Here is a 22821-nt window from a genome sequence, read left to right as displayed (position 1 = left end):
CCACAGCGCACCAACGACGGACCGGTCCGGTTGAGGTCAGGTCAGGCCGCATCTGGAGCCGCAGTACGGGCAGTAGGCACGTTTCGCGTTCGAAACAACCCCGGCATCGCACTTCGCACAGTGACCGTGTTCCCACAAGCCCTGGTCGATTCCGAGGCCACCGTTGTAGTAGTCGCGGTCGGGCCAGGCGACCAGCTCCACCTCAAGACCTGGCTCGTCCTCGTAGTCGGTCGCTTCAGCCAGGACCAACTCCGTTCGAATGCCGTAGCTGTCCTCGGTGTAGTGCGGCAAGACACGACGCAACACATCAACGAGCTCGTAGACCGGCAACACCACGAGCTGCTCGGCAAGGCGGTCACGCTCTTCATCCGTGGTCACGGAACGGACCATACGCGCGCTTCAGCGCCGACCCGCCCGGACTGGGTGCACGCTCCACTGTATTCGGCGACCACGTCGGCGATCATCTCGTCGGCGGTGACCTCCCAGCTGACGCCATCGCCGCGGGAGCACTGCACCGTTCGCGGTTCCTGCGCGACAAGACGCCTTTTGACAGACAGCGTAAGTCCCGGCCACCCCGAACGGCATTGATGATGGTCTTGACTCTATGCGCCGCCCTGCTCATGATTTACTGCGGCGGTTCAACAGTGGGGGTCAATGTCATGACGCAGGTAGAGCCACCGGCAGGAGGCCCCACATCAGCCGTCACTCTCCGCGAGCCTGGAAAGAGTGGCCGACTCGCGCGTGCCATTTCCGGCACGAGGGATCGGCTGACACGGGGGGCCCATCGGCGGGAACTGAGCATCGCGAGCCTCGGTTCAGTGCTCCTCGCTGTCGCGATGACCTGGCTGATTCCGCCGTACGCGATTCGCGCGACGACTGGAGGCGCCAGGACTGCGTCGATCGCCGACCCAGCCCACACCATCGTCGGTGACGCGGGTGACCCGACGGCCCAAGCCTGGCTGGTGGGATGGAATGGCCACGCTCTCACCCACGGCCTGCGTGGCCTGTGGGACACCAACGCTTTCTATCCCGACAAGTACGGCCTGGCCCTGAACGACAGCCTGCTCGGCTATGCACCGGCAGGGCTGATAGGCGAGGGTGCAGTCGGCGCCGTGCTGCGCTACAACATCCTGTTCGTGCTGGCTTTCGCACTCGCCTTCCTCGGCGGCTACGCGCTCCTGCGCCAATTGGGTGCCAATCAGGTCGCCGCCGCGGTAGCCGGGGCCGCCCTCGCCTACGCGCCCTGGCGCTACGGCCACGCCGGCCATCTGAATATCCTCTCCACCGGTGGCATCACTCTGGCGTTGGCGATGTTGGCGCGCGGCCACGGACTTTCGCTCACCCGCGGCTACCTTCCCGAACGAGTCCGGCCGGGCTGGGCGTTCGCTGGCTGGCTCGTCGCGGCTTGGCAGGTCAGCCTGGGCTTCGGCGTAGGGCTGGGATTCGTGTACGTCCTCGCCGCCCTCTGCCTGATCACACTGGCAGCCTGGCTGATCCACCGCCCACGCCTCGGCCTCCGGCTGATCGTCAGTGACCTGATCGGCGGGCTGATTTTCACTGCGGTGACCGGATACTTCGCGTACGCGTACCAACACGTCCGCGAGCTCAACCCAACTGTCACCCGGGACTGGGACTACGTCGCGTTCTTTTCCCCGACACTGCGCGGACTTCTCGTGGCGCCGCAGTCCTCCCTGCCCTGGGGCAACCTGCACAACGAGGCCCGCATCGCTCTTGGTGGCGCAACGACTGAGAAGGTGCTGCTCTGCGGGTACGCACTGTATCTACTGGCCTTCGCCGGCCTCTTCCTGTCCCGTTGGTCACCAACGCAACGGCTTCTGCTGCTGCTGGGGACGGTCGTCGGAGTGCTGTTCGCGCTGGGCACGAACGGGCCGATCTACCGCCTGCTCTATCTGTACGTGCCCGGGTTCGATGGATCCCGTACGCCAGGCCGGTTGATCTTGTGGCCGACTCTCTGCCTGGCCATCCTCGCGGCCGGCCTGGTTACCCACCTGGCCGACGTGGCTCGCAGAGGTCCCAAGCCGAAATGGTCGGTGGAAGAGGCGCGGCTACTGACCGTTCCGTTGCTGGTCCTCGTGCTAGCTGAGGGCCTGCCGAACCTGGACCACCCCCAAACCCCAGCCAAACCGGCCGCGATGGCGCTAGCCTCCGCGAACGCCCCGATGATGGTGTTGCCGTCCAACGACGGCATCGACCTCCACGTCCTCCTGTGGTCGACCGACGGTTTTCCCACCATGGTCAACGGTGCGGCCAGCTACACCACACCCAACCGTCAGGCGATCCGCGACGTCATGACGACCTTCCCCAGCCAGCCGGCCTTGGATCGGTTGCACCAGCTCGGCATCCGCAGCGTCGTCCTGCTCCGCAACCGGGTCCAAGGCACCCCATACGAACCACTGCTGAACATCACCGACGTGCCCGGCATCACCCGCCACGACGTCGGGCCAGACGTGGTCTACACCATCGACGCCAGCACGAAGTGATGGTGGGCGGCACTCCTGGTCAACCCGTCCATCGTTGTCGGGCAGTGTCGGCGTGAACGGGAGTGCTTGGCTGTACGGCGAGCCGCGCTGACCACCTGATCCGTAGATTCTCGAGAGCACTCCGGAGTCGTTCGGCGTGCGGCCGCCCACTCCGCCGCGCACGGCATTACCCGCGTCGAATGGGTGACGACTCGACGGGTTGTTCGCGTAGCGCCGGCGGTCACGGACAGGGCGAAGCACCTTGACGGGCCTTTTCAAGCAGCCGTGTGTCAGGCGGCGGTGAACCCGCCGTCGACCGCGAGGGCGGCCCCGGTGATGAACGAGGCGTCGTCACTGAGCAGGAATGCGACGAACGCGGCGATCTCCTCTGGCTCGCCGATTCGGCCGATCGGGTGCATGGCCATGGCCGCCTCGATTGCCTCCTCGGCTGAGTCGCCCATGTTGCGGCGGAGCAATGGCGTGTCGACCCCGCCGGTGACCAGGGCGTTCACCCGGATACCGCGGGCGGCGGTGTCGAGCGCGACCGCGCGGGTCAAGCCAACCACGCCGTGCTTGGCGGTCGTGTAGGCGGCCATGCCGGCCTGCCCCACTACGCCGGATACCGACGCGTTGTTCACGATGGCACCTCCACCAGAAGCCTCCAGCGCGGGAATCTCGTGCTTGAGGCTGTAGAACACGCTGCTGAGGTTGAGGGCCAACTCGCCGTCCCACGCCTCACCGCTGAGGTCGGTGACCGGCCCCATGGCGGTCGCCGCGCCGACGTTGTTGAAAACTCCGTCGAGACGGCCGTAGCGCTCGACCGCCTGCCGCACGACGACGGCTATCTCGGCCTCCACCGTGACGTCGGTGGGTACGAAGATCGCGTGGGGCAGGCGGGAGGCCAGTTCGTCGCCAGCCTCCTTGCCCCGGGCGGCCAGAACGACCTTCGCACCCTCGGCGGCGACCCGCTCGGCGACGGCGCGGCCCATGCCGGAGGTGGCTCCAGTGATCAGAATGACCTTGCCGGCGAAACGTTCGTACATGGCAACTCCTTTATGGATCTTTGGTGATCAGAAGGTGAGAACCAGCCGGCCGCGGATGCCGCCGGCTTCGAGCAGCCGATGCGCCTCGGGCGCGTCGGCCGGGGCAAGGGTCCGCGCGACGCGCGGAAGCAGGACGCCGTGTTCGGTCAGGCGGCGGATTTCTGCCAGTCGGTCGGCGCGGCCGGCGTAGTCGGGCACGAACGGGGTCCGCACCGTGATGCCACGTCCGGCGCCAGCGGCGTACGCGCCGGGTTCGCCATTGCCGCGCAGCAGGGCAAGGCTGCCACCGTCACGGACGGCGTCCACCACCTGGGGGCCGACCAGCGCGGCATCAACGAGCGCGTCCACACCGGCGGGTTGAATGGCGCGGATCCGCCGGGCGACGTCATCGCCGCGGGCGACGATCTTGGCCGCGCCCGACGTGCGCACCGTGGTCTCGTCGGTGGGGGCTGCGTCGGCGATCACGGCGAGGCCGGCCGCCGCGGCCATCTGCACCACATAGCCGCCGACGGCACCGGCTGCCCCGGTCACGGCCAGGACCGCGCCTGGCTCCAGAGCGAGTTGGTCGAGAGTGAGCAGGGCGGTCAGCCCGTTCAGCGGCAGAGTCGAAGCCGTTGCGTGATCGACGCCCTGCGGTGCCCGGGTCACCCAGCCGGCGGGTAGCACGACGTGCTCGGCGTAGCCGCCGCCAAAGTAGTCGGCGGTGCCGTCGGGGCGGGGCAGGAACGGCAGGACCATCGCTATTACCGGGTCGCCGTAGGCCAGGTCGGTGACAGTCCCAGGGCCGATCTCGTCCACGATGCCCGCCACGTCCTGGCCGGGCACGTATGGCCCGGGAATGTCGCGTAGCAGCCAGGCCGCCGCGCCGGATCGCAGCAGGGAGTCGGCCGGGTTCACGGCGGCGGCCCGCACACGGACCCGGATCTCGCCGAGGCCGGCGTGCGGTTCGGGCAGGTCGACGACGTGCAGGACGTCGGGACCGCCGAACTCGGTCAAGCCCACAGCACGCATCTCACGGGCCCCTTCCTCAAACTCGGTGTCGAAGCAATGCTGCGTCGGGAACGGAATGTCGACAAGAGGGCACTTTGAGGCGACTTGGTATACCTAGCGATACCAGCCCAAACGGAACCTGGTATTCGTCATATACTGGCGCGATGGTCGAGGGAGAAGCTCCGGAACTCTGTGGCCGCGGCCGGGCACTCGTGCGTGACGTGCTGGAACGCGTCGGCGACAAGTGGTCAGTGGTCGTCATCTGCCAACTCGGCGAGACGACCCGGCGCTTCAACGAGCTACGCCGTCTCTGCGAGCCGATCACCCAGCGCTCGTTGAGCTCGACGTTGCAGGCCTTGGAACGCGACGGAGTGGTGACCCGGACCGTCTTCGACACCAAGCCGATCCGGGTCGACTACGCGCTCACCCCGCGCGGCCTCAGTCTGCTCGAAGTCGTGCTCGGCCTGGCCTGGTGGGCCGAGCGCAACGCCCCGGACATCGAGAAGTCCCGCGAGGCGTTCGACGCTCGCTGAGTGTTCAGGGGTCATCCCATAGCGCCGGCATCGGCCGCCGTGCTGGCTGGTACGGCCCTGCGCGTCATCGGTGGCCTGCAACGCCGGGCGCTGCGACCTGCGCCACCGTCTCCATGAGCTCAACAGCACCGCCTACGCCGCAGATGTCGCCCCAGCAACGCTGGGGTGCCCGAACCGGTCGGCCAATGTGGCGTGCATGGCGAGGCGATGGCCATGGCTTACCTGCCTCTGCACTGGAACCCGTACGCCGACCCATGTCCTCAGAGAGCCTCTCGCGACGGTATTCGCACTGCAGCAGCAGATCGCGCAGCGTCGTCAGCCAGTGCGTGACGAAGCCCGGTGTGCGAGACGGTGCAGGGCGGCGAGTATGTGCTCTTCCTCCGCGACTCTGGTGCGGGGGTCGACTAATCGGTCTCGGAGCGCCGCAAGAAGAAATTCCAACTCCCGCTCTCCAGAAGGTGCCTCTGGGCGTGGCACTTGGTGTGTCTGTGGGGAGAGGGCGCGCAGGGCAGCACCGAGCGGGAGGTCCAAGGCGGCGCAGAACGCGCGAACTTTCGGTAGCTCCGGGTGGTGCTGCCAGTCACCCGACAGCCATCGGAAGATGGTGGATCGTGCGACGCCGCTACGGGACGCCACGTGGGTGATGGACCAGCTGTGCTCGTCTTGAGCGGCGTCGAGTGCGCACCGCACGAACTGAGAAAATGCGTCTTGAAGGGCTCGTTCGGGGTCATCCAGGTCCGGGCTGTTGTCCATGCCACGGTCGCCACCCACCCTATCTCTCCGTCAGCACCTGTCCGTGCGGCCGTTACGGATGCCCAGCGCAGGGCATTGCATGAGCGACGGCCACAGCGAAGAACTGCCGCGCAGGCGCCCGACGACGTTTGTCGGGTCGGGCCCCGACAATCTGGTCAGCGGTTCGCCGTGGACACCTGGGCCACCGTTCGAGACCTCGCGGGTCTCCCACCGATTGCCGCAGAAACGCGTATACGTCGAGGGAATAGCCATCCACCGCTGACGGGCTAGCCGTCGGCGGCCCGAGCATCGACGACCACCGCCGCTGCACCGACCAGCATCGCCACCCGCTGACGGTAACGCGAGTTCCAGCGTACTGATCCATGCCCGGCGGCCGTCTTAACGGTCGTCTCAGATTCGCTCGGTACGAACTCGGCATCAGATAAGCGATGTGACCCGTATGTAGGAGGCGAGTGATGGCAGTCAACGCAGCGCCGTCCGGGAAAGCACCGGCCGGTCGGTTGGCAGGCCGGTGGGTGCCGTGGTTGGTGATTGGCTTGTGGGTGGCGCTGGCGGCGGTCATGGTGCCGCTGAGCGGAAAGTTGAGCTCGGTCACCACCGACAGAGCCGTGGACACCCTGCCGGCTGGCGCCGAGTCCACCAAGGTGGCGGTGCTGGAGGACGGTCTCCCCGGCGGTGAGGGCAACACGTTCGTGTTCGTGTACCACCGCGCCGGCGGCATGACCGACGCCGACCGCGCGGCGGTCGAGCGCCACTACAACACCCTTGCCAAGCGGTACCCGCCGAAGGTGGCGGCCCCGGCCGGCGAGGAGGACGAAGGCCCGCCGACGAGACTCTCCACCAACGGCAAGGCGATGATGTTCACCCTCGACGTGAGCACCACCTACGGCGCGCCGGAGGCCATCGTCGGCCCGTTGCGTGACGCCGCGAAGGACCGCCCCGCCGGCCTGGAACTCGACGTGACCGGTCCAGCCGCGGTCGACGGCGACATGGACGCCGTCTTCGACGGCATCGACCTGCAGGTCTTCCTCACCACCGTCATCGTCGTCACGCTTCTGCTCATCCTCACCTACCGCAGCCCGGTGTTGTGGTTCATCCCGCTGGTGGTCGTGAGCGCGGCGGCACTGACCGCGATGGCGACCGTCTACCTGCTCGTCAAAGGCTTCGGCATCGTGGTCAACGACCAGAACTCGGCGCTGCTGACGATCCTGGTATTCGGTGTCGGCACGGACTACGCGCTGTTGCTCATCGCTCGGTATCGGGAGGCACTGCACCACCACGAGAACGTCCGGGTTGCGATGGTCCACGCGTTGCGCGGCGCGGCGCCGGCAATCGTCGCGTCCGCGGCCACCGTGGTCGCCGGCCTACTCTGCCTGCTCGTCGCGGACCTGAACAGCACCAGCGGGTTGGGCCCGATCGGTGCGGCCGGCATCCTGTGCGCGCTGGTGGCCATGTTGACGCTGTTCCCGGCGGTGCTCGTGGTGCTCGGCAGGCGGATCTTCTGGCCGGCCATCCCGCGCTTCAGCACGACCGTGGAGGAGAAGCCGGGGCTGTGGGGGCGGCTTGGCACCGCCATCAGCCGCCGCCGGTGGGTGGCGACGCTCGGCTCGCTCGGAGTCCTCGGCGTGCTCGCCCTCGGGCTGGCGGGTAATACCGGAGCCCTGCGGGAGCAGGACCAGTTCCTGTCCGCGCCGGAGTCGGTCACCGGCTTCACCGTCCTCCGCCAGCACTTCCCGGAGCTCGGCGGCCAGCCGATGACGATCTTCACGCGGCCGGCGTACCAGGAGCGGGTGCTCGACATCATTGAGGGCACCCGCGGTGTGGCCATGGCTGTCCCGGGTCAGACAAAGGGTGGCTGGGCAGACATCTCCGTGTTCCCGACGGACGCGCCGGACACCGTCGCGGAGTACGACACGATCAAGCGGGTGCGCACTGCCGTGCACGCGGTCAGTGGGGCGGAGGCGATCGTCGGCGGGCCGAGTGCGGAGAACCTCGACACCGAGGTGACCACCAGCCGCGACGAGAAACTGGTGATCCCGCTGGTGCTCGCCGTCGTCCTGATCGTGCTCGGGCTGCTGCTGCGCGCGGTCGTGGCTCCGTTGGTCCTGATGGCCACCGTGGTCGTCTCATTCGCCGCAGCCTTCGGCGGCAGCGTGTTCGTCTTCGACACGATCCTCGGGTTCAAGGGCATCGACTATTCGGTGCCGCTGCTGGCATTCCTGTTCCTGGTGGCGCTCGGCGTCGACTACAACATCTTCCTGGCCAGCCGCGCCCGGGAGGAGGCCGCGCGTCTCGGCACCAGAGAGGGCATGCTCAAAGCCCTCTCCGCCACCGGTGGCGTCATCACCTCGGCAGGCCTGGTCCTGGCGGCCACGTTCGCGGTCCTCGTCTCCCTTCCGCTGGTGATGCTGATCGAGGTCGGGTTCCTGGTCGCCTTCGGCGTGCTGCTCGACGCCCTGCTGGTGCGGTCGGTCCTGGTGCCCGCCCTCACCCTGCTGATCGGCCGGCGGATGTGGTGGCCGAGCCGGCTGTCCCGACCGGTGGAGCCGCCGGACGGGCGACAGTCGCTCGCCGACGATGAGGAGCCCGCGCTGCGACGGTGAGCGCAGCGGCACGGGCGAGATCCGGGACGGGCCTCAGGCCCGTCCCGGATCTTTTCCTGACCCGGCGGTGGGCCGTGTGATTCGACCGGGCGGGGCCGCGGCCGGAAGGTCGACCCGAAGCAGCGCGCCACCGCGTGCGGAGCGGGCGACGGTGGCCCGGCCGCCGTGGGCGTCGACGACCCGCTGCACGATCGACAGCCCGAGACCGGATCCTGGCAACGCTCGGGCGCTGTCGGCACGGTAGAACCGGTCGAATACCCGGGGTACGTCGGCGGCGTCGATGCCCGGCCCGGCGTCGTCGACCTCGAGCACCGCCGACGCGCCCTCGGCACGGAGCCGGACCTGGACCGGCTGGTCCGCCGGGGACCACTTGCCGGCGTTGTCGATGATGTTGAGCGCCGCCCGTTGGAGCGCAGCGGGACGGCCGCTCACCCACACGGGGGTGAGGTCGAGCGCGATCTCGATGTCGGGCACGCGGGAACGCGCCCGGGTCGCGGCGGCCACCACCACGTCGGCGAGGTCGAGCAACTCGGTGTTCTCGTCGGTGACATCACCGCGGGCCAGGTCGGTCAGTTCGGCGGCGAGGGTGCTCAACTCGGCTACCTGGGCGCCGAGGTCGTGAAGCAGCCGGGTCCGGCTCTCCGCCGGCAGTGCGCTGTCCAGGGTGCCGCGTCGATCGAGCCGGATCAGCAACTCGACGTTGAGACGCAGGCTGGTGAGCGGGGTCTTGAGTTCGTGGGCGGCGTCCTCGGCGAGCAGCCGTTGGGCCTGCCGGGAGTCCCGGAGCGCGGCGAGCATGTCATTGATCGACTGGATCAGCCGCCGGATCTCCCCGCCGCCTTCATCCGGGACGTCGGCGTCGAGATCCCGGGTGTGCGCGACACGTACTGCGGCGGCGGTCAGACGGTCGATCGGTGCCAGCCCAGCGCGCGCCACGGTCCGCCCGACAAGGGCGCCGCCGACCACGCAGAGCAGTCCGATCAGCAGCATGCCGAACCCGAACTGGTTGATCGGGCTGTCGTCGACGACGCGGGCCACCTGGACCGCGCCGTCGCCCGCCCGCAGCGTGTAGATGAGGTAGCCGTCCTCGTCGACGTCGTCCGACTCCATCAGGTCGGCCGACGCGCCCTGCGCCACGCGCCCGGCGTGCTCGCTGACCGGGGGCAGCGCGGGTTGACCGGCCGGCGTCCGGGTCGAGCCGTCGGGCAGGACGACCCGAACCAGTCGACCGGATCCGGGATACGGCGGTAGCGGGACCTGCGCCAGACCCGCGCGCCCCGCGTCCGTCGCCAGGACGCGGGAGTCGGCGCGCAGCTGATCCTCGGCGGTGTCCCGCAGCTCCCAGTCCAGCAGCTCGCTGGCCACCTGGAAGGCCGTGAACACGCTGACGGCGATGGCCGTCGCCGCGATCACCGTCAGCCTGGTCCGCAGCGACCGCCGGCGCCACCATCGGGTCAGCCGGCGCGGTGCCAGGCCGGCGGGCCTGCTCACGGGGGAGTCTCCCGCAACGTGTATCCCAGGCCGCGCAGCGTGTAGATCAATCGTGGCTCACCCTCGGCCTCCATCTTGCGGCGCAGATAGCTCACATACACCTGGAGGTTGTTGGCGGTGGCGCTCATGTCGAAGCCCCAGATCGCCTCGAACAGCGCGTCGCGGGTCAACACCCGGGTCGCGTTGCGCACGAGGACCTCCAGGAGGGAGAACTCGGTCCGGGTCAGGCGCAGCGGCCGCCCGTCACGCCACGCCTCGAACCTGTCGGGGTCGAGCCGGACATCGGCGAACGACAGGACCTGTGACTGCCCCTCGCCCGGCGTACGCCGGCGCAGCAAGGCCCGCACCCGGGCCAGCAACTCCTCGGTGGCGAACGGCTTGGGCAGGTAGTCGTCGGCACCCGCGTCCAGCCCTGTGACCCGGTCCGAGACCTGGTCACGAGCGGTCAGCATCAGCACCGGCAGATCCAGACCCGCCGCCCGCAACCGCCGGCAGGTCTCCAACCCGCCGAGGCGGGGCATCATCACGTCGAGGATCAGCAGATCCAGTGCGTCGCCGCCGGCCCCACCGACCCCGTCGAGCACGGCGAGACCGTTGGCGACGCTGATGGTGTCGTAACCCTCGACCTGGAGCACCCGCTCCAACGACTCACGGATGGCCGCGTCATCATCCGCGATCATGATCCGCACGCCGATACACCCCGTTCCAGTCGATGATTTTGCCGCTCATGGTCCCCGATCAACCTGAGACCAGGATTAAAAACCCGCGCGGCAAGATCCCCGCCCAACGGGACGGGGATCGCTCGAAACGCGGAGAGGGGTCACGCCTCGTGGGGAGATTATGTGGCAGAGCTACAACCGCCGTTGACGCTCGGCGCCACTCTGAGGCTCGCGCAAGTCCAGCCTCGAGGCTGGTCAGGTGTTGCCCGGGGAACCGGTGCCCCGATCACAACCGCGACGGCCTCCAGCAAGCTCACCGCACCCGGCAGGGGTGTCGCTGCGACGACCGACGGTCCCCTACTCCTGGGAGACAGGTCATGCTGGGAAGCAACGAGCTGACTGGAGCACAGCAGCGATTGGTCCCCCGGCGGCCCACCGCTGCTGCAGCGGGTGCAGGCGATCTGCCTGGCATCCGCTGCCTCCGAAAAGACGTGAGCCCAGCCAATCCGCTGCACCCATCGGGGTGATCTTCTAGGCTTCGTGAGCAGGCCGCCCGGTTCTCCGTAGGCGTCGCGTTGGCGCTGGACTGATCGGTCGGGCGCTCTCTCCACAGCCTGGCTCTACCACCACGTCAGCGGCACGGGATCTGACGCGACCGCGAGCAATGCCTCCGGTTCCCGCCGTCGGCACCTGAGCCCGACCACTGGTGAGGAGCACCGATGACCTCGAGCGAACGGCCACGCCCAGAGATCGTCGTGGGACTGGTTGCAACCCCTCCGGACCACCCGGCCCGGCTGACCGCGAGACTCGCTGCGGAGCTAGCCCGCGGGCTGACCGAGCGGGTGAGCGCCGACGTGCGGTGGATCGTCCGGGAAGGCTGGGGGGAGGTGGCACCGCGCCGCGACGGCGGCGCCGAGGCTCTGCTGGGCGCCAGCCGAGATACGGCGACTTCCCGCTGTCCGTCGAGTGATCGACGGGGCCGATACCGGTGAACGTCGGTACCTCGCCTCGGGGCTGGTCGGCCGGGCGCGCCTGTTGAGCGGCATGGTCCGAGCCAACCGCCCTGGACGCGCCCTGCTGGGCCTGTCCAAGCTGCTGGTCGGCGCGTTCGGCACAGCTGCCTTCGCGCTCACCACGGACACCATCTGGCAGATGGGCAATGCCCTCGGCGGACTCCGGCTTGCGGTGATCATGGTGCTCGGGCTGAGCGCGTTGGTGGCCTGGCTGATCGTCGCGCACGACCTCTGGGAGAAACCAAGCCGCGAGACACCGGCTGAGCTGGCACGGCTGTTCAACCTGGGTACGATCCTCACTCTCACTCTGGCCACGGCGGCGTCCTACGTGGTGTTGTTCGTGGGAACGGTGCTCGTCGGGGCGCTGCTGATCGACACATCCGTGTTGGAACAGATCCTGCAGCGGCCGGTTGATGCCAGCGATTATCTGACGCTCGCCTGGATCACCAGCTCATTGGCCACTGTCGGGGGCGCGATCGGTTCTGGGCTGGAGAACGAGGAAACGGTCCGGGCTGCCGCGTACGGCTACCACCCCCAACCGGACGGCTGGCGGGACGAGAGAGGCAGGGAGCGGTCGAGCGGCGCGAGCTGAGCGGGCGCGCGCCCCAGGGTCGTGCTCCGCTGTGGGGGCACCGGCGACGGCAGAATCAGCTGGTGGGCTGGAAGACGGCTCCTCGCACAAATACCGATCTAGATCGATATCGAACGGGGCCACGCCTGTTGGCGGCCATCTCCCCCGGCTGTCAGCTACTCAGGCTGGCCCAGGCGAATCCCGGTTTGCCTGAGCGCAGTCGCTGCCGGCTCGCCTGTAGTGATGATCGGTGATCAAACACGATCAGGGCCGTCCAGGTGACGAGCCTCGGTCGACTCACCCTGCCCTGCTGCGTCAAGCGGTACCTTCAGCGACTCACCGGGCATCGATCCCTAGCCGCGACGCTGCGAAGCCGCCCGCCGCCAAGACAACGACGGATTGCCGACATGCAACCCGTCGTTGTCCGGCTCGGGAAAGCCATCGTAAGTCGGTCGTTACGTCAGAACGACCGTCAGACTGCCGTACGCGACCACTGCTGGTTGGTGCCGGTGTTGCACGTGTACTGCTTGAGGATCACGCCGTCGGCGGTCGCGGCGGCCGGAACGTCCACGCACTTGTTGCTGTGTCGGGCGCGGAGTTGGAAGTAGCCGCCGTTGGTGACCATCTGGAACTGCTGGTTGGTGCCGGTGCCGCAGGTGTACTGGATGAGTTCGGCGCCGTCGGCGCTCGACGCGCTCGTCACGTCGAGGCACTTTCCGCTGTGTCGGCTGACGATGCGCCAGTAGCCGTTGCCGGCGTCCTGGAACTGCCACTGCTGCCACGCGCTACCGGTGTAGGTGTACTGGCCGACGCGTGCGCCGTTGTCGGTGTTCGGTTGCTGGACGTCCATGGCCTTGCCGCTGTGCCGCACGGTGATCCGGTAGAACGTCCCCGTCGCGGGTGGAGGCGTCGTGGGGTCGCCGCCGATGGTGTCGCCCCACGCGTAGCGGATCCGGTCGGCGCCGGAGGTGTTGCGGACGGTCAGGTCGAGGCTGGTGCCGTTGCCGCTGAGGGAGAACATCGAGTACCAGTCGTAGCCGATGGTGCCCGGCTTGCCGCCGAGGGCCGGCCAGTACGTGCCGCCCATCTGGTTGTCACGCATGACCTGGGCCATGGCCCGGATGTAGCGCACGAAGTTGTCGGTGCTGCCCGCGTCGGCGTAGTTACGGCCGTCGTTCATCGGCGCCCCGAACTCGGTCGCGACCGCCCGTGAGGCGCAGGTGCCGAGCCGGGTCTGGATGTGGCTGCGGAAGGCGTCATAGGTCATCGCACCGTAGAAGAAGGCGTAGTAGTGAAACGACAGCAGCGTCGAGGTGAAGCGGCTGTCGGTGCAGATGTCGCGCAGGTCCTGGCTGAAGCCGGTGCCGCCGATGAGCACCCGACCGGGAGGCGCCGAGGAGTGGTAGCTGAGCCAGTTCGCCGCCACGGTCCGCCACTCCGCCGAACTGTAACCATGCGGCTCGTTCATCGGCTCGAAGTAGACGTTGGCGTTCGCACCGTACGTGTTGGTCACCGTGGACCACATCGCGTTCCACGCCGCGAGGTTGGTGATCCTTCCACCGGAGGCGGCGCCGTCCTCCCAGTACGCCAGGATCACCTTGAAACCCCGCGCGGTGGCCGCGTCGATAGCACCCCGGTACGCCTCCCACCAGGCCGTCCCCACCGTGTGGGTGTTGATGGGCAACCGAACAGTATTGACTCCCATCGTGGCAGCCATGTCGTCGTAGAGGGCATTCGCCTTAACCCGCACCGTCGCGTAGCTGTCCGACGAACTCAAACCCTGCACCACAAGCGGACCGGTGCTGAAATTGTCACCCAACACCGCCCAGTTCATACCCCGGAACTGACTGGTCGCGGCAGTCGCCGGCGACGACGCGACGACGACGACCCCGACCAGCACGGTCAACGCGGCCACCAGGGCGATCAGCGGCCGGCGCAGCGACCGCGTACTCCACGACGTGTTTCGGGTCATGAGATGTCCAATCGGGGTGCGGAGGTCGGGCTCAGCTGGTCACCCGGAACGTCGCGTCGGCGCGGCTCTGCGCGTCGGTCACCACGTCGAGCCGGAGCAGGTAGCTGTAGTGCCGGATGTAGCGGTCCGGGTGGCTGTAGGACTGGAACGACGTCCACGACGAGTTGGCCAGCCCGGCCACCTGGCGGAAGGTGGCGTCGGCGGCGAAGGTGGCGGAGCCGTCGTTGGCCTCCAGCCGGAAGTCGAACCCGTAGTGACGCAGGTAGTGACCCGGGTAGTTGACCGACTGGATGGAGACCGTTCCGGAGCCGGCCAGGCCGGGCACGAGCCGCCACTGCCCGTCCTGGGCCGGGCTGACATTCGGGTCGATCCGGGCGTCGTAGTCGGCGTGCCGCACGTACCGGTCCTGGAAGTTGTACGACTGGATCCGGTTGACAGCGGTGTTGGGCCAGCGGTTGAGCACCCGCGTCTGCTCGGCCGCGGTCAGGTTGAGGATCGAGCCGTGCCGCTTCTTGGTGCCACCCATCGTGTACGAGCCGGAGGCCGGCAGCCGGTAGGCGCCCGGGCTCGACGGGTTGGTGGTCAGCACGGGCAGGTAGCCGCGCCCGCTGGAGTACTGGTCCAGGTAGAGCACCCACTCGTTGCGGCCGTTGAACGGCATCCACATCGGGCCCTCGACCTGGGCGCCGGTCAGCCCGATGCCGGACAGGTTGCCGAGGGTGGTCCAGGTGCCGAGGATGGAGTTGCTGCCCTCGATGGTGATCTGGCCGTCTCGGGACGCCCGCACGTAGCGGTACGCGCCGACGCCGGCCGGCACCTCGACGATCTGGGTGTCGATGATCTCCTGGTTGCCCGGCCGGTTGATGTACGTCTGGGGCGTGGTGATGCTGCGGAAGTTCGACGTGCGCGCGGAGTAGATGCGGTGCTTCGTGGCCCCGTTGAGCGGGACGTTCGTCGCCCAGTAGAGGACGTAGTCGCCGGTTGCCGGGTTCCAGATCGCCTCCGGCGCCCAGGCGTTGCGACCGTCCGGGATCGCGCCGGCGACGTTCAGCAGCCACGGCGCGGACCAGTTGACCAGGTCGGTGGACTCCCACACGACGAGGTTGCGACTGCCGTTGTTGATGGCGGCCGACCAGTCCTGGCCGCAGCCGATGCACAGGTCCGTGGCGATGATCCAGTACCGGTCTCCGGCGGGTGAGCGGACCAGGGCGGGGTCGCGGACGCCGCGGGTGCCGACCGTGGAACGCAGGACGAGGCCGCCGTTGTTGAGATCGTTCCAACGGAGGCCGTCGGTGCTGTGCGCGAGGTAGATCTGCTGGTCGGTCGACGACTCACCGGTGAAGTGCGCCATCAGGTATCCGACGGTCGGGTCGAGCGCGGCCGCTGGCTTCGGTGTCGCCGCCGACCAGGTGGTGAACAGCAGGCACGCGGCGACCGCTACCGCACAGAGCCGGGAGAGGACTCTCGACATGGGTCTGTCTCCTTCGCGCAGGGGCGTACGGGTCAGCTAGAGAGCCGGTACGACGGGGCGGATGGTGCCGTCGGCGTTGAACTCCATCCGGTCGATGGCGGTCTCGCGGTTGGTGCCGTTGCCGGCGGGCACCGCGAACCGGTGGTAGGCGACGTGCCAGGTGTCGGTGCCGGGTGCTCGGACCACCGAGTGGTGGCCGGTGCCCTTGATGCCGACCTCCAGCCGTTTCTGCAGTACGACGCCCCGACTGGTCCACGGCCCGAGAGGAGACGGGCCGGTGGCGTACGCGACGCGGTAGTCCTCGCTGCGCGTGTCGTTCTCCGACCACATGAAGTAGTAGAGGCCGTTGCGCTTGAACACGAACGGGGCCTCGTTGTAGCCGGATGGCGTGATGACCCTCGCCTGGGCCGAGTCGAAGGAGACCATGTCGGCGTTGAGTCGTACCGCCCGAGCGACGCCCTGACCCCAGTAGAGGTAGGACTGCCCGTCGTCGTCGGTGAAGACCATCGGGTCGATCGTCTGCCCACCGGAGAACTGGTCGCTGCGGACCAGCGGCCTCCCGAGCGCGTCGCGGAACGGGCCGACCGGGCTGTCGGCGACGGCCACGCCGAGGTGTTTGGCGGTGTTGCCGCTGGCCGCGCCGCCGCTGAAGTAGAGGTAGTAGCGGCCGTTGGCACTGGCGACCGCCGGCGCCCAGGCCGAGTTGTCCGCCCAGGTGACGTCCGGGCCGTGGTCGAGGATCACACCGTGGTCGGTCCAGTTGACCAGGTCGGCGGAGGAGAACGCCTTGTAGTAGGTCCCGGCCCAGCTCGCGTACCCGTCGGTGGTCGGGTACAGGTAGTAGCGGCCGTTGAACACCGCCAGGTGCGGGTCGGCGAAGAGGCCTGGGATCACCGGCCCCTTGGTGGTTCTGGGCGCCCAGGGCGCGGCGAGGCGGAACGAGCTGTCCGCCCGGAACGCGGCGGTGTCCTGGTAGGCGTCGAGCCAGAGGGCGAAGTCGCGGTGGCGGATTCGCCGGTCCGGATAGTTGTACGAGGTGAGGGCCACCGATCCGGCGACCGAGCCGTCCACCGCGCAGAAGGTCGCGTCGGCCCGGAACGTCGCGTCGCCGGTGTTGGGATCGACCCGGAGTCGGTAGTCGCGGTGCCGGAGGAACATGCCGGCCCTGGTCTGGAACGAGTAGCAGTGGGGCGATGCCAGACCGTTGACCACTGTGAAGGTGGCGTCCAGCTTGACCTGGTTGGCGCTGCTGGAGGTGACCGGGTCGAGCCGGCCCAGATAGTCCATGTGCCGCACGTACCGTCCGGCCTGGTTGACCGCCTCCAGCGAGCGGGCACCGGTGGGCAGCGTGGCGGCGTGGGCCGGTTCGCCGGCCGCCACCACGAAAGCGGCAGCAGCCACGGCGGAGAGCACGAGGACCCGGACGCCGACGACGGCGTTGCCCCGGCACGAGGGTCTGCCGGTGACCGACGACGCCGGGCTTCGCCAGGCGACCACCATCCGGATCCTCCGTTCTGAAAGGTCATCTATGTTAGCGTTAACAAGATCAACCCTTGTGACACGTGGACTTTTCCGGCCACCCGGGGCGGGGATTTTTGGGCGTGACATGTTAGGCCCAGGTGACTGTAGACATATTTTCTGTTCGTTAACGTCGCGTTGCGGACAGTGTTAGCGATAGCATCGATGAGTGTCAAGGAGCCGGGCGTCCGCAACCCTGCCGCCCGGACGAGCCCTGCCCGCCCACCCCTGGGCACCGGGTCCGCAACACGCCGGACACAACATTGACATAGTTCACTGCCTGATCTAGCGTCGGGTCGAATCGATTCGACGACTGGTGGTCCCGCTCGGGCGGCGAGGCCACTGGCGGGATCGTGTGCCGATGAGCCGGCCGGGCGCCGTGGCACATCGCGTCTCCCCCGAGGTTCCGCGTACGGCCACGTGGTCGGCGGGTGCAGCCGGCAGCCACGCGTGTGGTCACCACGGCCTCTTCTGCCTGCACCAATTCATGCCGAGTGGCGGGAGCCCCCTCATGACAAGACGTAGACCCATCCTTGCTTCGCTGGCGACGGCGGCTGTCGTTCTGGCCGCCGGCACGGCGGCACTGACCGGTGGTCTCAGCACCACAGCGTCGGCCGCGGACGTCGCGCCGGCCGCGGCGACCGCCGGCTGCGGCAAGGCCCCGACGCTGACCAGCGGCCAACGGTCCATCCAGAGCAGCGGCCAGAACCGCAGTTTCATCCTGCGGATCCCGGACAACTACGACCGCAACCACCCGTACCGATTGATCTTCGGTTTCCACTGGAACGGCGGCACCGCCGGCGACGTCGACGGCGGTGGGTCGGACGGGGCGGCCTGGTCCTACTACGGGCTGCGGCAGCAGGCGAACAACAGCACCATCTTCGTCGCCCCCCAGGGCAACGGGAACGGCTGGGCCAACCCCGGCGGCCAGGACGTCACCTTCGTCGACAACATGATCAGCCTGATCGAGGCCGACCTCTGTGTCGACACGACGCAGCGCTTCGCGCTCGGCTTCAGCTACGGCGGAGGCATGAGCTATTCGCTGGCCTGCTCCCGGGCCGGTGTCTTCCGCGCCGTCGCGGTCTACGCCGGCGGGCAGCTCAGCGGTTGCAGCGACGGCAGCCAGCCGATCGCGTACATGGGCATCCACGGCATCGGGGACTCGGTGCTCAACATCTCCGCCGGACGGTCCCTGCGGGACAGGTTCGTCCGCAACAACGGCTGCACCGCTCAGAACCCGCCCGAGCCGAGGTCCGGCAGCCTGACGCACATCACGACCACCTACTCCGGCTGCCGGTCCGGCTATCCGGTGGTGTGGGCCGCCTTCGACGGCGGGCACACCCCCGGCCCGGTGGACGGCGGCGGAGACAGCGGAGCCAGGACCTGGACCAAGGGCGAGGTCTGGCGGTTCTTCACCCAGTTCGGCAGCACCGACCCGACCACCCCACCGACCACCCCACCACCGACCACCCCGCCGCCGGGCAGCACGTCCCCGCTGCGCAACGCGTCCTCCGGACGGTGCCTGGACGTCAACGGCGCATCGCAGTCCAACGGCTCCGCGGCGATCATCTGGGACTGCCACGGGCAGAGCAACCAGACCTGGACGTCCACCTCGGCCCAGGAGCTGCGTGTCTTCGGCGGCAAGTGTCTCGACGTGAACGGCGCTGCCACCGCCAACGGCAGCTCGGTGATCATCTGGGACTGCAACGGCCAGTCCAACCAGAAGTGGCTGCTCAACTCCGACGGCTCGATCACCGGAGTCGGTTCGGGCCGGTGCCTGGACGTGGTCAACAACGGCACCGCCAACGGCACGCGGGTCCAGATCCGGGACTGCAACGGCGCGGCCGGTCAACGATGGAGCCGGAGTTGAGTTCGGCGAAGGCAGAAGGAGGCTCAACCGTGCGACTTCGCAGACTGTCCACCCCCTGGATCGGGGCTGCCATGGCGGTCATGGTCCTGTTCGCCATCGGGGCGTACGTCCTCACGACCGTCACCTCGGCGGCCGCGGCCACCACCGCCGGCTGCGGCAAGGCACCCGGGCTGAACAGCGGCACCCACACCATCCAGAGCGGCGGCAAGAGCCGCAGCTTCATCCTTCGGCTCCCCGACACGTACAACAACACCTACGCCCACCGGCTGGCCTTCGGGTTCCACTGGTTGGGTGGCACCGCCACCCAGGTCGCCTCGGGCGGCACCGACGGGGCGGCGTGGGCCTACTACGGCATGCTCTCGCAGTCCAACAACACCACGATCTTCGTCGCCCCGCAGGGCCTCAACAACGGCTGGGGCAACTCCAACGGTGAGGACGTCACCTTCACCGACGACATGATCCGTACCATCGAGAACGCCCTCTGTGTGGACACGACCCAACGGTTCTCGGTCGGGTTCAGCTACGGCGGGGCGATGAGCTACTCGTTGGCCTGCTCCCGGCCCACAGTGTTCCGGGCCGTCGCGGCAATCGCCGCACCCGGGGCGATCAGCGGATGCAGCGGCGGCACCCAGCCGGTCGCGTACCTGGGGATCCACGGCATCAACGACAACATCCCCAGCGGGCGGTCCCTGCGGGACAGGTTCGTCCGGAACAACGGCTGCGCGGCACAGAACCCGCCCGAGCCGGCGCCGGGCAGCCGCACCCACATCACCACCGCGTACTCGTGCCAGCCCGGATATCCGGTCCTCTGGGCCGCGTTCGACGGAGGCCACCAGCAAGGGCCGGTGGACGGCTGTGCCGGCTGTGAGAGCGGCGCGCGGAGCTGGGTCAAGCAGGAGGTGTGGCGGTTCTTCAGCCAGTTCGGGTCCACGGTGCCGCCCACCACTCCCCCGCCGACGACGACGCCGCCGCCGTCGGGTCAGCAGAACGTGCTGATCGCGGGGACCCAGTCCGGTCGATGCGTCGACATCCCCAACTCCAGCACGACCAACGGCGCCCGCCCCCAGCTCTGGGACTGTCACGGCGGCACCAACCAGCGCTTCACCCACACCACCAACCGCACCCTGACCGTGTACGGCAACAAGTGCCTGGACGCCAGCGGAGGCGGCAGCAGCAACGGCACCGCAGTCATCATCTGGGACTGCAACGGCCAGGCCAACCAGCAGTGGAACCTGAACGCCAACGGCACCATCACCGGAGCCCAGTCCGGGCTCTGCCTCGACGCCGTCGGCTCCGGCACCGCCAACGGGACGCAGCTGCACCTCTGGGCCTGCCACGGCGGGGCCAACCAGCAGTGGAGCACGCGCACCTAGGCCCGCCTGCACCGAGTTAGGAGACGCGCCGCCCGGGTCAGGACCCGGGCGGCGCGTCACCGTCCGGTCAGGGCGTCCAGCGCACGTTCGGGTTCACCCGTCCGGACCAGTCGAAGACGGCCATGTTGTCCCACTGGTTCCCGGTGCCGTTGATGTTGGCCGGGTCCCACCCGTTGCCGCGGACGGCGTACCACGTCGGTTCCCAGTAGAAGACTCCGATCGCGCCCGCGTTGCGGGCGGTGTTCTGCACCCAGTCGAACTCCTGGGCCTGCCCGGACCAGGTGGCGCTGATGCCGTCACAGGTCGCGTCGCCGATGGCGTTCGGCTCGCTGTCGGCGTTGTCGCGGGTGAAGGGGTACGCGGTCTCCGCGATCACCACCGGCTTACCGTAGCGGCCGCGCAGGTCCACGATGTTGTTGTAGAGGTTCGCCAGGGTGCCGTGCCACACGCAGTAGTACGACAGGGCCGTGATGTCCCACTGCACGCCCTGCGAGCGGATGCCGTCGTAGAACCAACGGGCGTTGGCGTTGCTGTCGGCGTTGGCGGTGTGGATCATCACCGGGATGCCGCTGCCGCAGTCCTTGGTCGCCCGGTAGCCCTGCTTCAGCAGGCCGGCCAGCGGGGCGAAGTCGTTGTCGACGACCTTCCCCTCGTTCCACAGCATGCCGACGTTGATCTCGTTGCCGATCTGCACGCTGTCCGGCGGCGTGCCCTGCCCCCGGAGGCTGGAGCAGACGTCGTAGGTGAACGCGTACACGTCGGTACGCAACTGGCTCAGGCTGTGGCCGGCCCAGGCCGCCGGCTTGTACTGCTTGCCGGGGTCGGCCCAGGTGTCGGAGTAGTGGAAGTCGATGAGCACCTTCAGGCCCTTCGCCCTGGCCACTCTCGCCTGGGCCAATACCCTGCTCTTGTTGTTGTAGCCGCTGACCGGGTTGTTCCAGACGCGCAGCCGGACGTAGTTGACGCCGACGGACTTCAGGATGTCCAGTGGGTCGCGGGCGACACCGGCGGCGTCGTAGTACCTGGCACCCAGGTCCAGGCTGCGCTGCAACGAGGAGACGTCAGCACCACGCATGCTGAGCGTGTTCGCGGCGGAGACGGGCACGGGTGTGCTGAAGACGGCGAGGATGCCGGCCAGGGCAACCCCGAGCAGGGCCGTGGTGCGGCGACGGGGTGTGGGCGAGTGGGTGCTCACGAGACTCCTTCCGGAGCGGGACGGGCGACGCTCAGCCCACGGCGCACGGCGCGCCGTTCAGCGAGAAGGCGGTGGGTGGCGCGTCGCTGGCGCTCCACCGCCCCTGGACGCCGAAGGTGGCCGAGGCGTTCGGCGCGAGAACCCGGTTCCAGCCGGCGTCACGGGCGGTCACTGTGGCACCGGTCTGACCGACCACGGCGTTCCAGTGCGAGGTGACCTGCTGGTCTCCGGGGTAGGTGAAGGTGACGATCCAGCCGTCGACCGGCACCGCCCCGATGTTCTGGACGGTCACCGTGGCCACGAAACCGCCCCGCCACTCGGACTGGTTGCGGTAGGTCACCTGACACGTCGGGGGTGGAGGGGTCGGCGGCGTCGACGTCGTCGGTAGCTCGACGGTGTTGGACGCGATGGACACGTTGCCCGCGGCGTCGCGGGCCCGCACGTAGTACAGGTTCCGCAGCGGCACCGACTGGGGTAGCGACGCCGTGTACGTCGTACCCGGCACGGTGGCAATCAGGGTCGAGGTGTACCAGCCGTCGAACCGGTAGACGTTGTATCCGAGGACGCCGACGTTGTCGGTCGACGGCGACCAGGACAGCGTGCCGGTCGAGGCGGTCACCTCGCCGACGGTCAGAGTCCGTGGGGCGCTCGGCGGGGTGGTGTCCGGGCCGGTGTCCGTGACCGGGGTGACCACCATCAGCGGGTCGGTCGAGCGCGAGCGGTGTCCGAGGCTGTCCTTGGCGGCCACCTGGAACGAGTACTGCCTGCCCGGCTGGACGTAGGTGGTGATCGTGGTGGTGGTGACGGCTCCGACGCTGGCGCTGTAGTAGACGTCGTTGAACACCTGGTAGTACGTGATGTCGTACCCGGTGATGGCGCAGCAGCCGGGCGTGGCGGCGGTCCAGGTGAGGGTGATCGACCCTGCCGTGACCTCGCTGGCGGTCAGGTTCGTGGGCGTGCTCGGCGGGAAGGGCGAGGTGCCCGGCGTGCTGGGGGCCGTGGTCGGCGTCGACGGTCCGGTCACTGTCGGCGCCGCGACGGAGACGGTGGCCCGGCCGGGCTCCGGGGCGACCGCCGGGTAGGCGGCCGGCGTCCCGGTGCCGGCGTGGGCGTTCGTCACCGCGCCCAGGGCGGTGCCGAGAACCGCCGTCGACAGCACGACGGCGGCCAGCAGACCCGGCCGGAGGCGGCGAAGCGACGAGGACGAGGGCGCGCCTGTCATACGACGACGATGTCGCCAGACATCGATGATCGCCAACGTATCTCACGACGTGGTCCGCTGCGGT

Annotated in this window: 16 protein-coding genes; 6 read left to right on the top strand and 10 right to left on the bottom strand. The window is 68.6% G+C overall.

Annotated features, from left to right (window positions below):
- Positions 1 to 36 precede the first annotated feature (36 nt).
- A complete protein-coding gene (locus O3438_RS01370) occupies positions 37 to 378 on the bottom strand; it encodes a hypothetical protein (RefSeq protein ID WP_269678152.1) in 342 nt (113 codons plus the stop codon).
- Positions 379 to 818: 440 nt separating this feature from the next.
- On the opposite strand from O3438_RS01370, the gene O3438_RS01365 reads away from it, so the two are divergent.
- The gene (locus tag O3438_RS01365) at positions 819 to 2501 is read left to right on the top strand and encodes a hypothetical protein (protein WP_269678151.1); all 1683 of its coding nucleotides are present in this window, start codon (positions 819 to 821) and stop codon (positions 2499 to 2501) included.
- Positions 2502 to 2770: 269 nt separating this feature from the next.
- Here O3438_RS01365 and O3438_RS01360 read toward each other — a convergent pair whose 3' ends face one another.
- A complete protein-coding gene (locus O3438_RS01360) occupies positions 2771 to 3523 on the bottom strand; it encodes an SDR family NAD(P)-dependent oxidoreductase (RefSeq protein WP_269678150.1) in 753 nt (250 codons plus the stop codon).
- A gap of 27 nt (positions 3524 to 3550) precedes the next feature.
- Complete coding sequence (locus tag O3438_RS01355) at positions 3551 to 4534, bottom strand: NADP-dependent oxidoreductase (RefSeq protein ID WP_269678149.1); 984 nt, start codon at positions 4532 to 4534, stop codon at positions 3551 to 3553.
- A 143-nt stretch (positions 4535 to 4677) separates the two neighbouring features.
- Here O3438_RS01355 and O3438_RS01350 point away from each other — a divergent pair, with 143 nt between their 5' ends.
- Positions 4678 to 5046, top strand: coding sequence for a winged helix-turn-helix transcriptional regulator (locus O3438_RS01350; protein WP_269678148.1), 369 nt, complete (start codon positions 4678 to 4680; stop codon positions 5044 to 5046).
- 1208 nt (positions 5047 to 6254) lie between these two features.
- Positions 6255 to 8402: an MMPL family transporter gene (locus tag O3438_RS01345; protein ID WP_269678147.1), complete on the top strand. Its 2148-nt coding sequence runs from the start codon at positions 6255 to 6257 to the stop codon at positions 8400 to 8402.
- A gap of 33 nt (positions 8403 to 8435) precedes the next feature.
- Here O3438_RS01345 and O3438_RS01340 read toward each other — a convergent pair whose 3' ends face one another.
- Positions 8436 to 9893: a HAMP domain-containing sensor histidine kinase gene (locus O3438_RS01340; protein ID WP_269678146.1), complete on the bottom strand. Its 1458-nt coding sequence runs from the start codon at positions 9891 to 9893 to the stop codon at positions 8436 to 8438.
- A complete protein-coding gene (locus O3438_RS01335; protein ID WP_269678145.1) occupies positions 9890 to 10573 on the bottom strand; it encodes a response regulator transcription factor in 684 nt (227 codons plus the stop codon). Before O3438_RS01335 ends, O3438_RS01340 begins: the two co-directional genes overlap by 4 nt.
- Before the next feature lie 945 nt (positions 10574 to 11518).
- On the opposite strand from O3438_RS01335, the gene O3438_RS01330 reads away from it, so the two are divergent.
- Positions 11519 to 12157 (top strand): hypothetical protein, encoded by a 639-nt coding sequence (locus O3438_RS01330; protein WP_269678144.1) that lies wholly within the window; start codon positions 11519 to 11521, stop codon positions 12155 to 12157.
- Positions 12158 to 12608: 451 nt separating this feature from the next.
- Here O3438_RS01330 and O3438_RS01325 read toward each other — a convergent pair whose 3' ends face one another.
- From O3438_RS01325 to O3438_RS01315, 3 genes are read right to left on the bottom strand one after another with little or no spacing between them, the layout of a single operon-like run.
- On the bottom strand, positions 12609 to 14108 hold the full coding sequence (locus O3438_RS01325; protein WP_269678143.1) for an RICIN domain-containing protein: 1500 nt from the start codon (positions 14106 to 14108) through the stop codon (positions 12609 to 12611).
- Between the two features lie 31 nt (positions 14109 to 14139).
- Positions 14140 to 15579, bottom strand: coding sequence for a glycoside hydrolase family 43 protein (locus O3438_RS01320; protein ID WP_269678142.1), 1440 nt, complete (start codon positions 15577 to 15579; stop codon positions 14140 to 14142).
- A 36-nt stretch (positions 15580 to 15615) separates the two neighbouring features.
- A complete protein-coding gene (locus O3438_RS01315) occupies positions 15616 to 17079 on the bottom strand; it encodes a family 43 glycosylhydrolase (protein WP_269678141.1) in 1464 nt (487 codons plus the stop codon).
- Between the two features lie 529 nt (positions 17080 to 17608).
- On the opposite strand from O3438_RS01315, the gene O3438_RS01310 reads away from it, so the two are divergent.
- Positions 17609 to 18967: a ricin-type beta-trefoil lectin domain protein gene (locus tag O3438_RS01310; protein ID WP_269678140.1), complete on the top strand. Its 1359-nt coding sequence runs from the start codon at positions 17609 to 17611 to the stop codon at positions 18965 to 18967.
- Between the two features lie 71 nt (positions 18968 to 19038).
- Positions 19039 to 20340: a ricin-type beta-trefoil lectin domain protein gene (locus O3438_RS01305; protein WP_442929692.1), complete on the top strand. Its 1302-nt coding sequence runs from the start codon at positions 19039 to 19041 to the stop codon at positions 20338 to 20340.
- Between the two features lie 67 nt (positions 20341 to 20407).
- On the opposite strand, the gene O3438_RS01300 is transcribed toward O3438_RS01305, so the two are convergent.
- Positions 20408 to 21493: a glycoside hydrolase family 53 protein gene (locus O3438_RS01300; RefSeq protein WP_269683540.1), complete on the bottom strand. Its 1086-nt coding sequence runs from the start codon at positions 21491 to 21493 to the stop codon at positions 20408 to 20410.
- A 73-nt stretch (positions 21494 to 21566) separates the two neighbouring features.
- Positions 21567 to 22757 (bottom strand): cellulose binding domain-containing protein, encoded by a 1191-nt coding sequence (locus O3438_RS01295; protein WP_269678139.1) that lies wholly within the window; start codon positions 22755 to 22757, stop codon positions 21567 to 21569.
- Positions 22758 to 22821 lie beyond the last annotated feature (64 nt).

The organism is Micromonospora sp. WMMC250 (genome assembly GCF_027460215.1).
Lineage (GTDB): Bacteria > Actinomycetota > Actinomycetes > Mycobacteriales > Micromonosporaceae > Micromonospora > Micromonospora taraxaci.
Note: the sequence above shows the minus strand (reverse complement) of the source record. Positions and strands in the feature narration are given on the sequence as shown.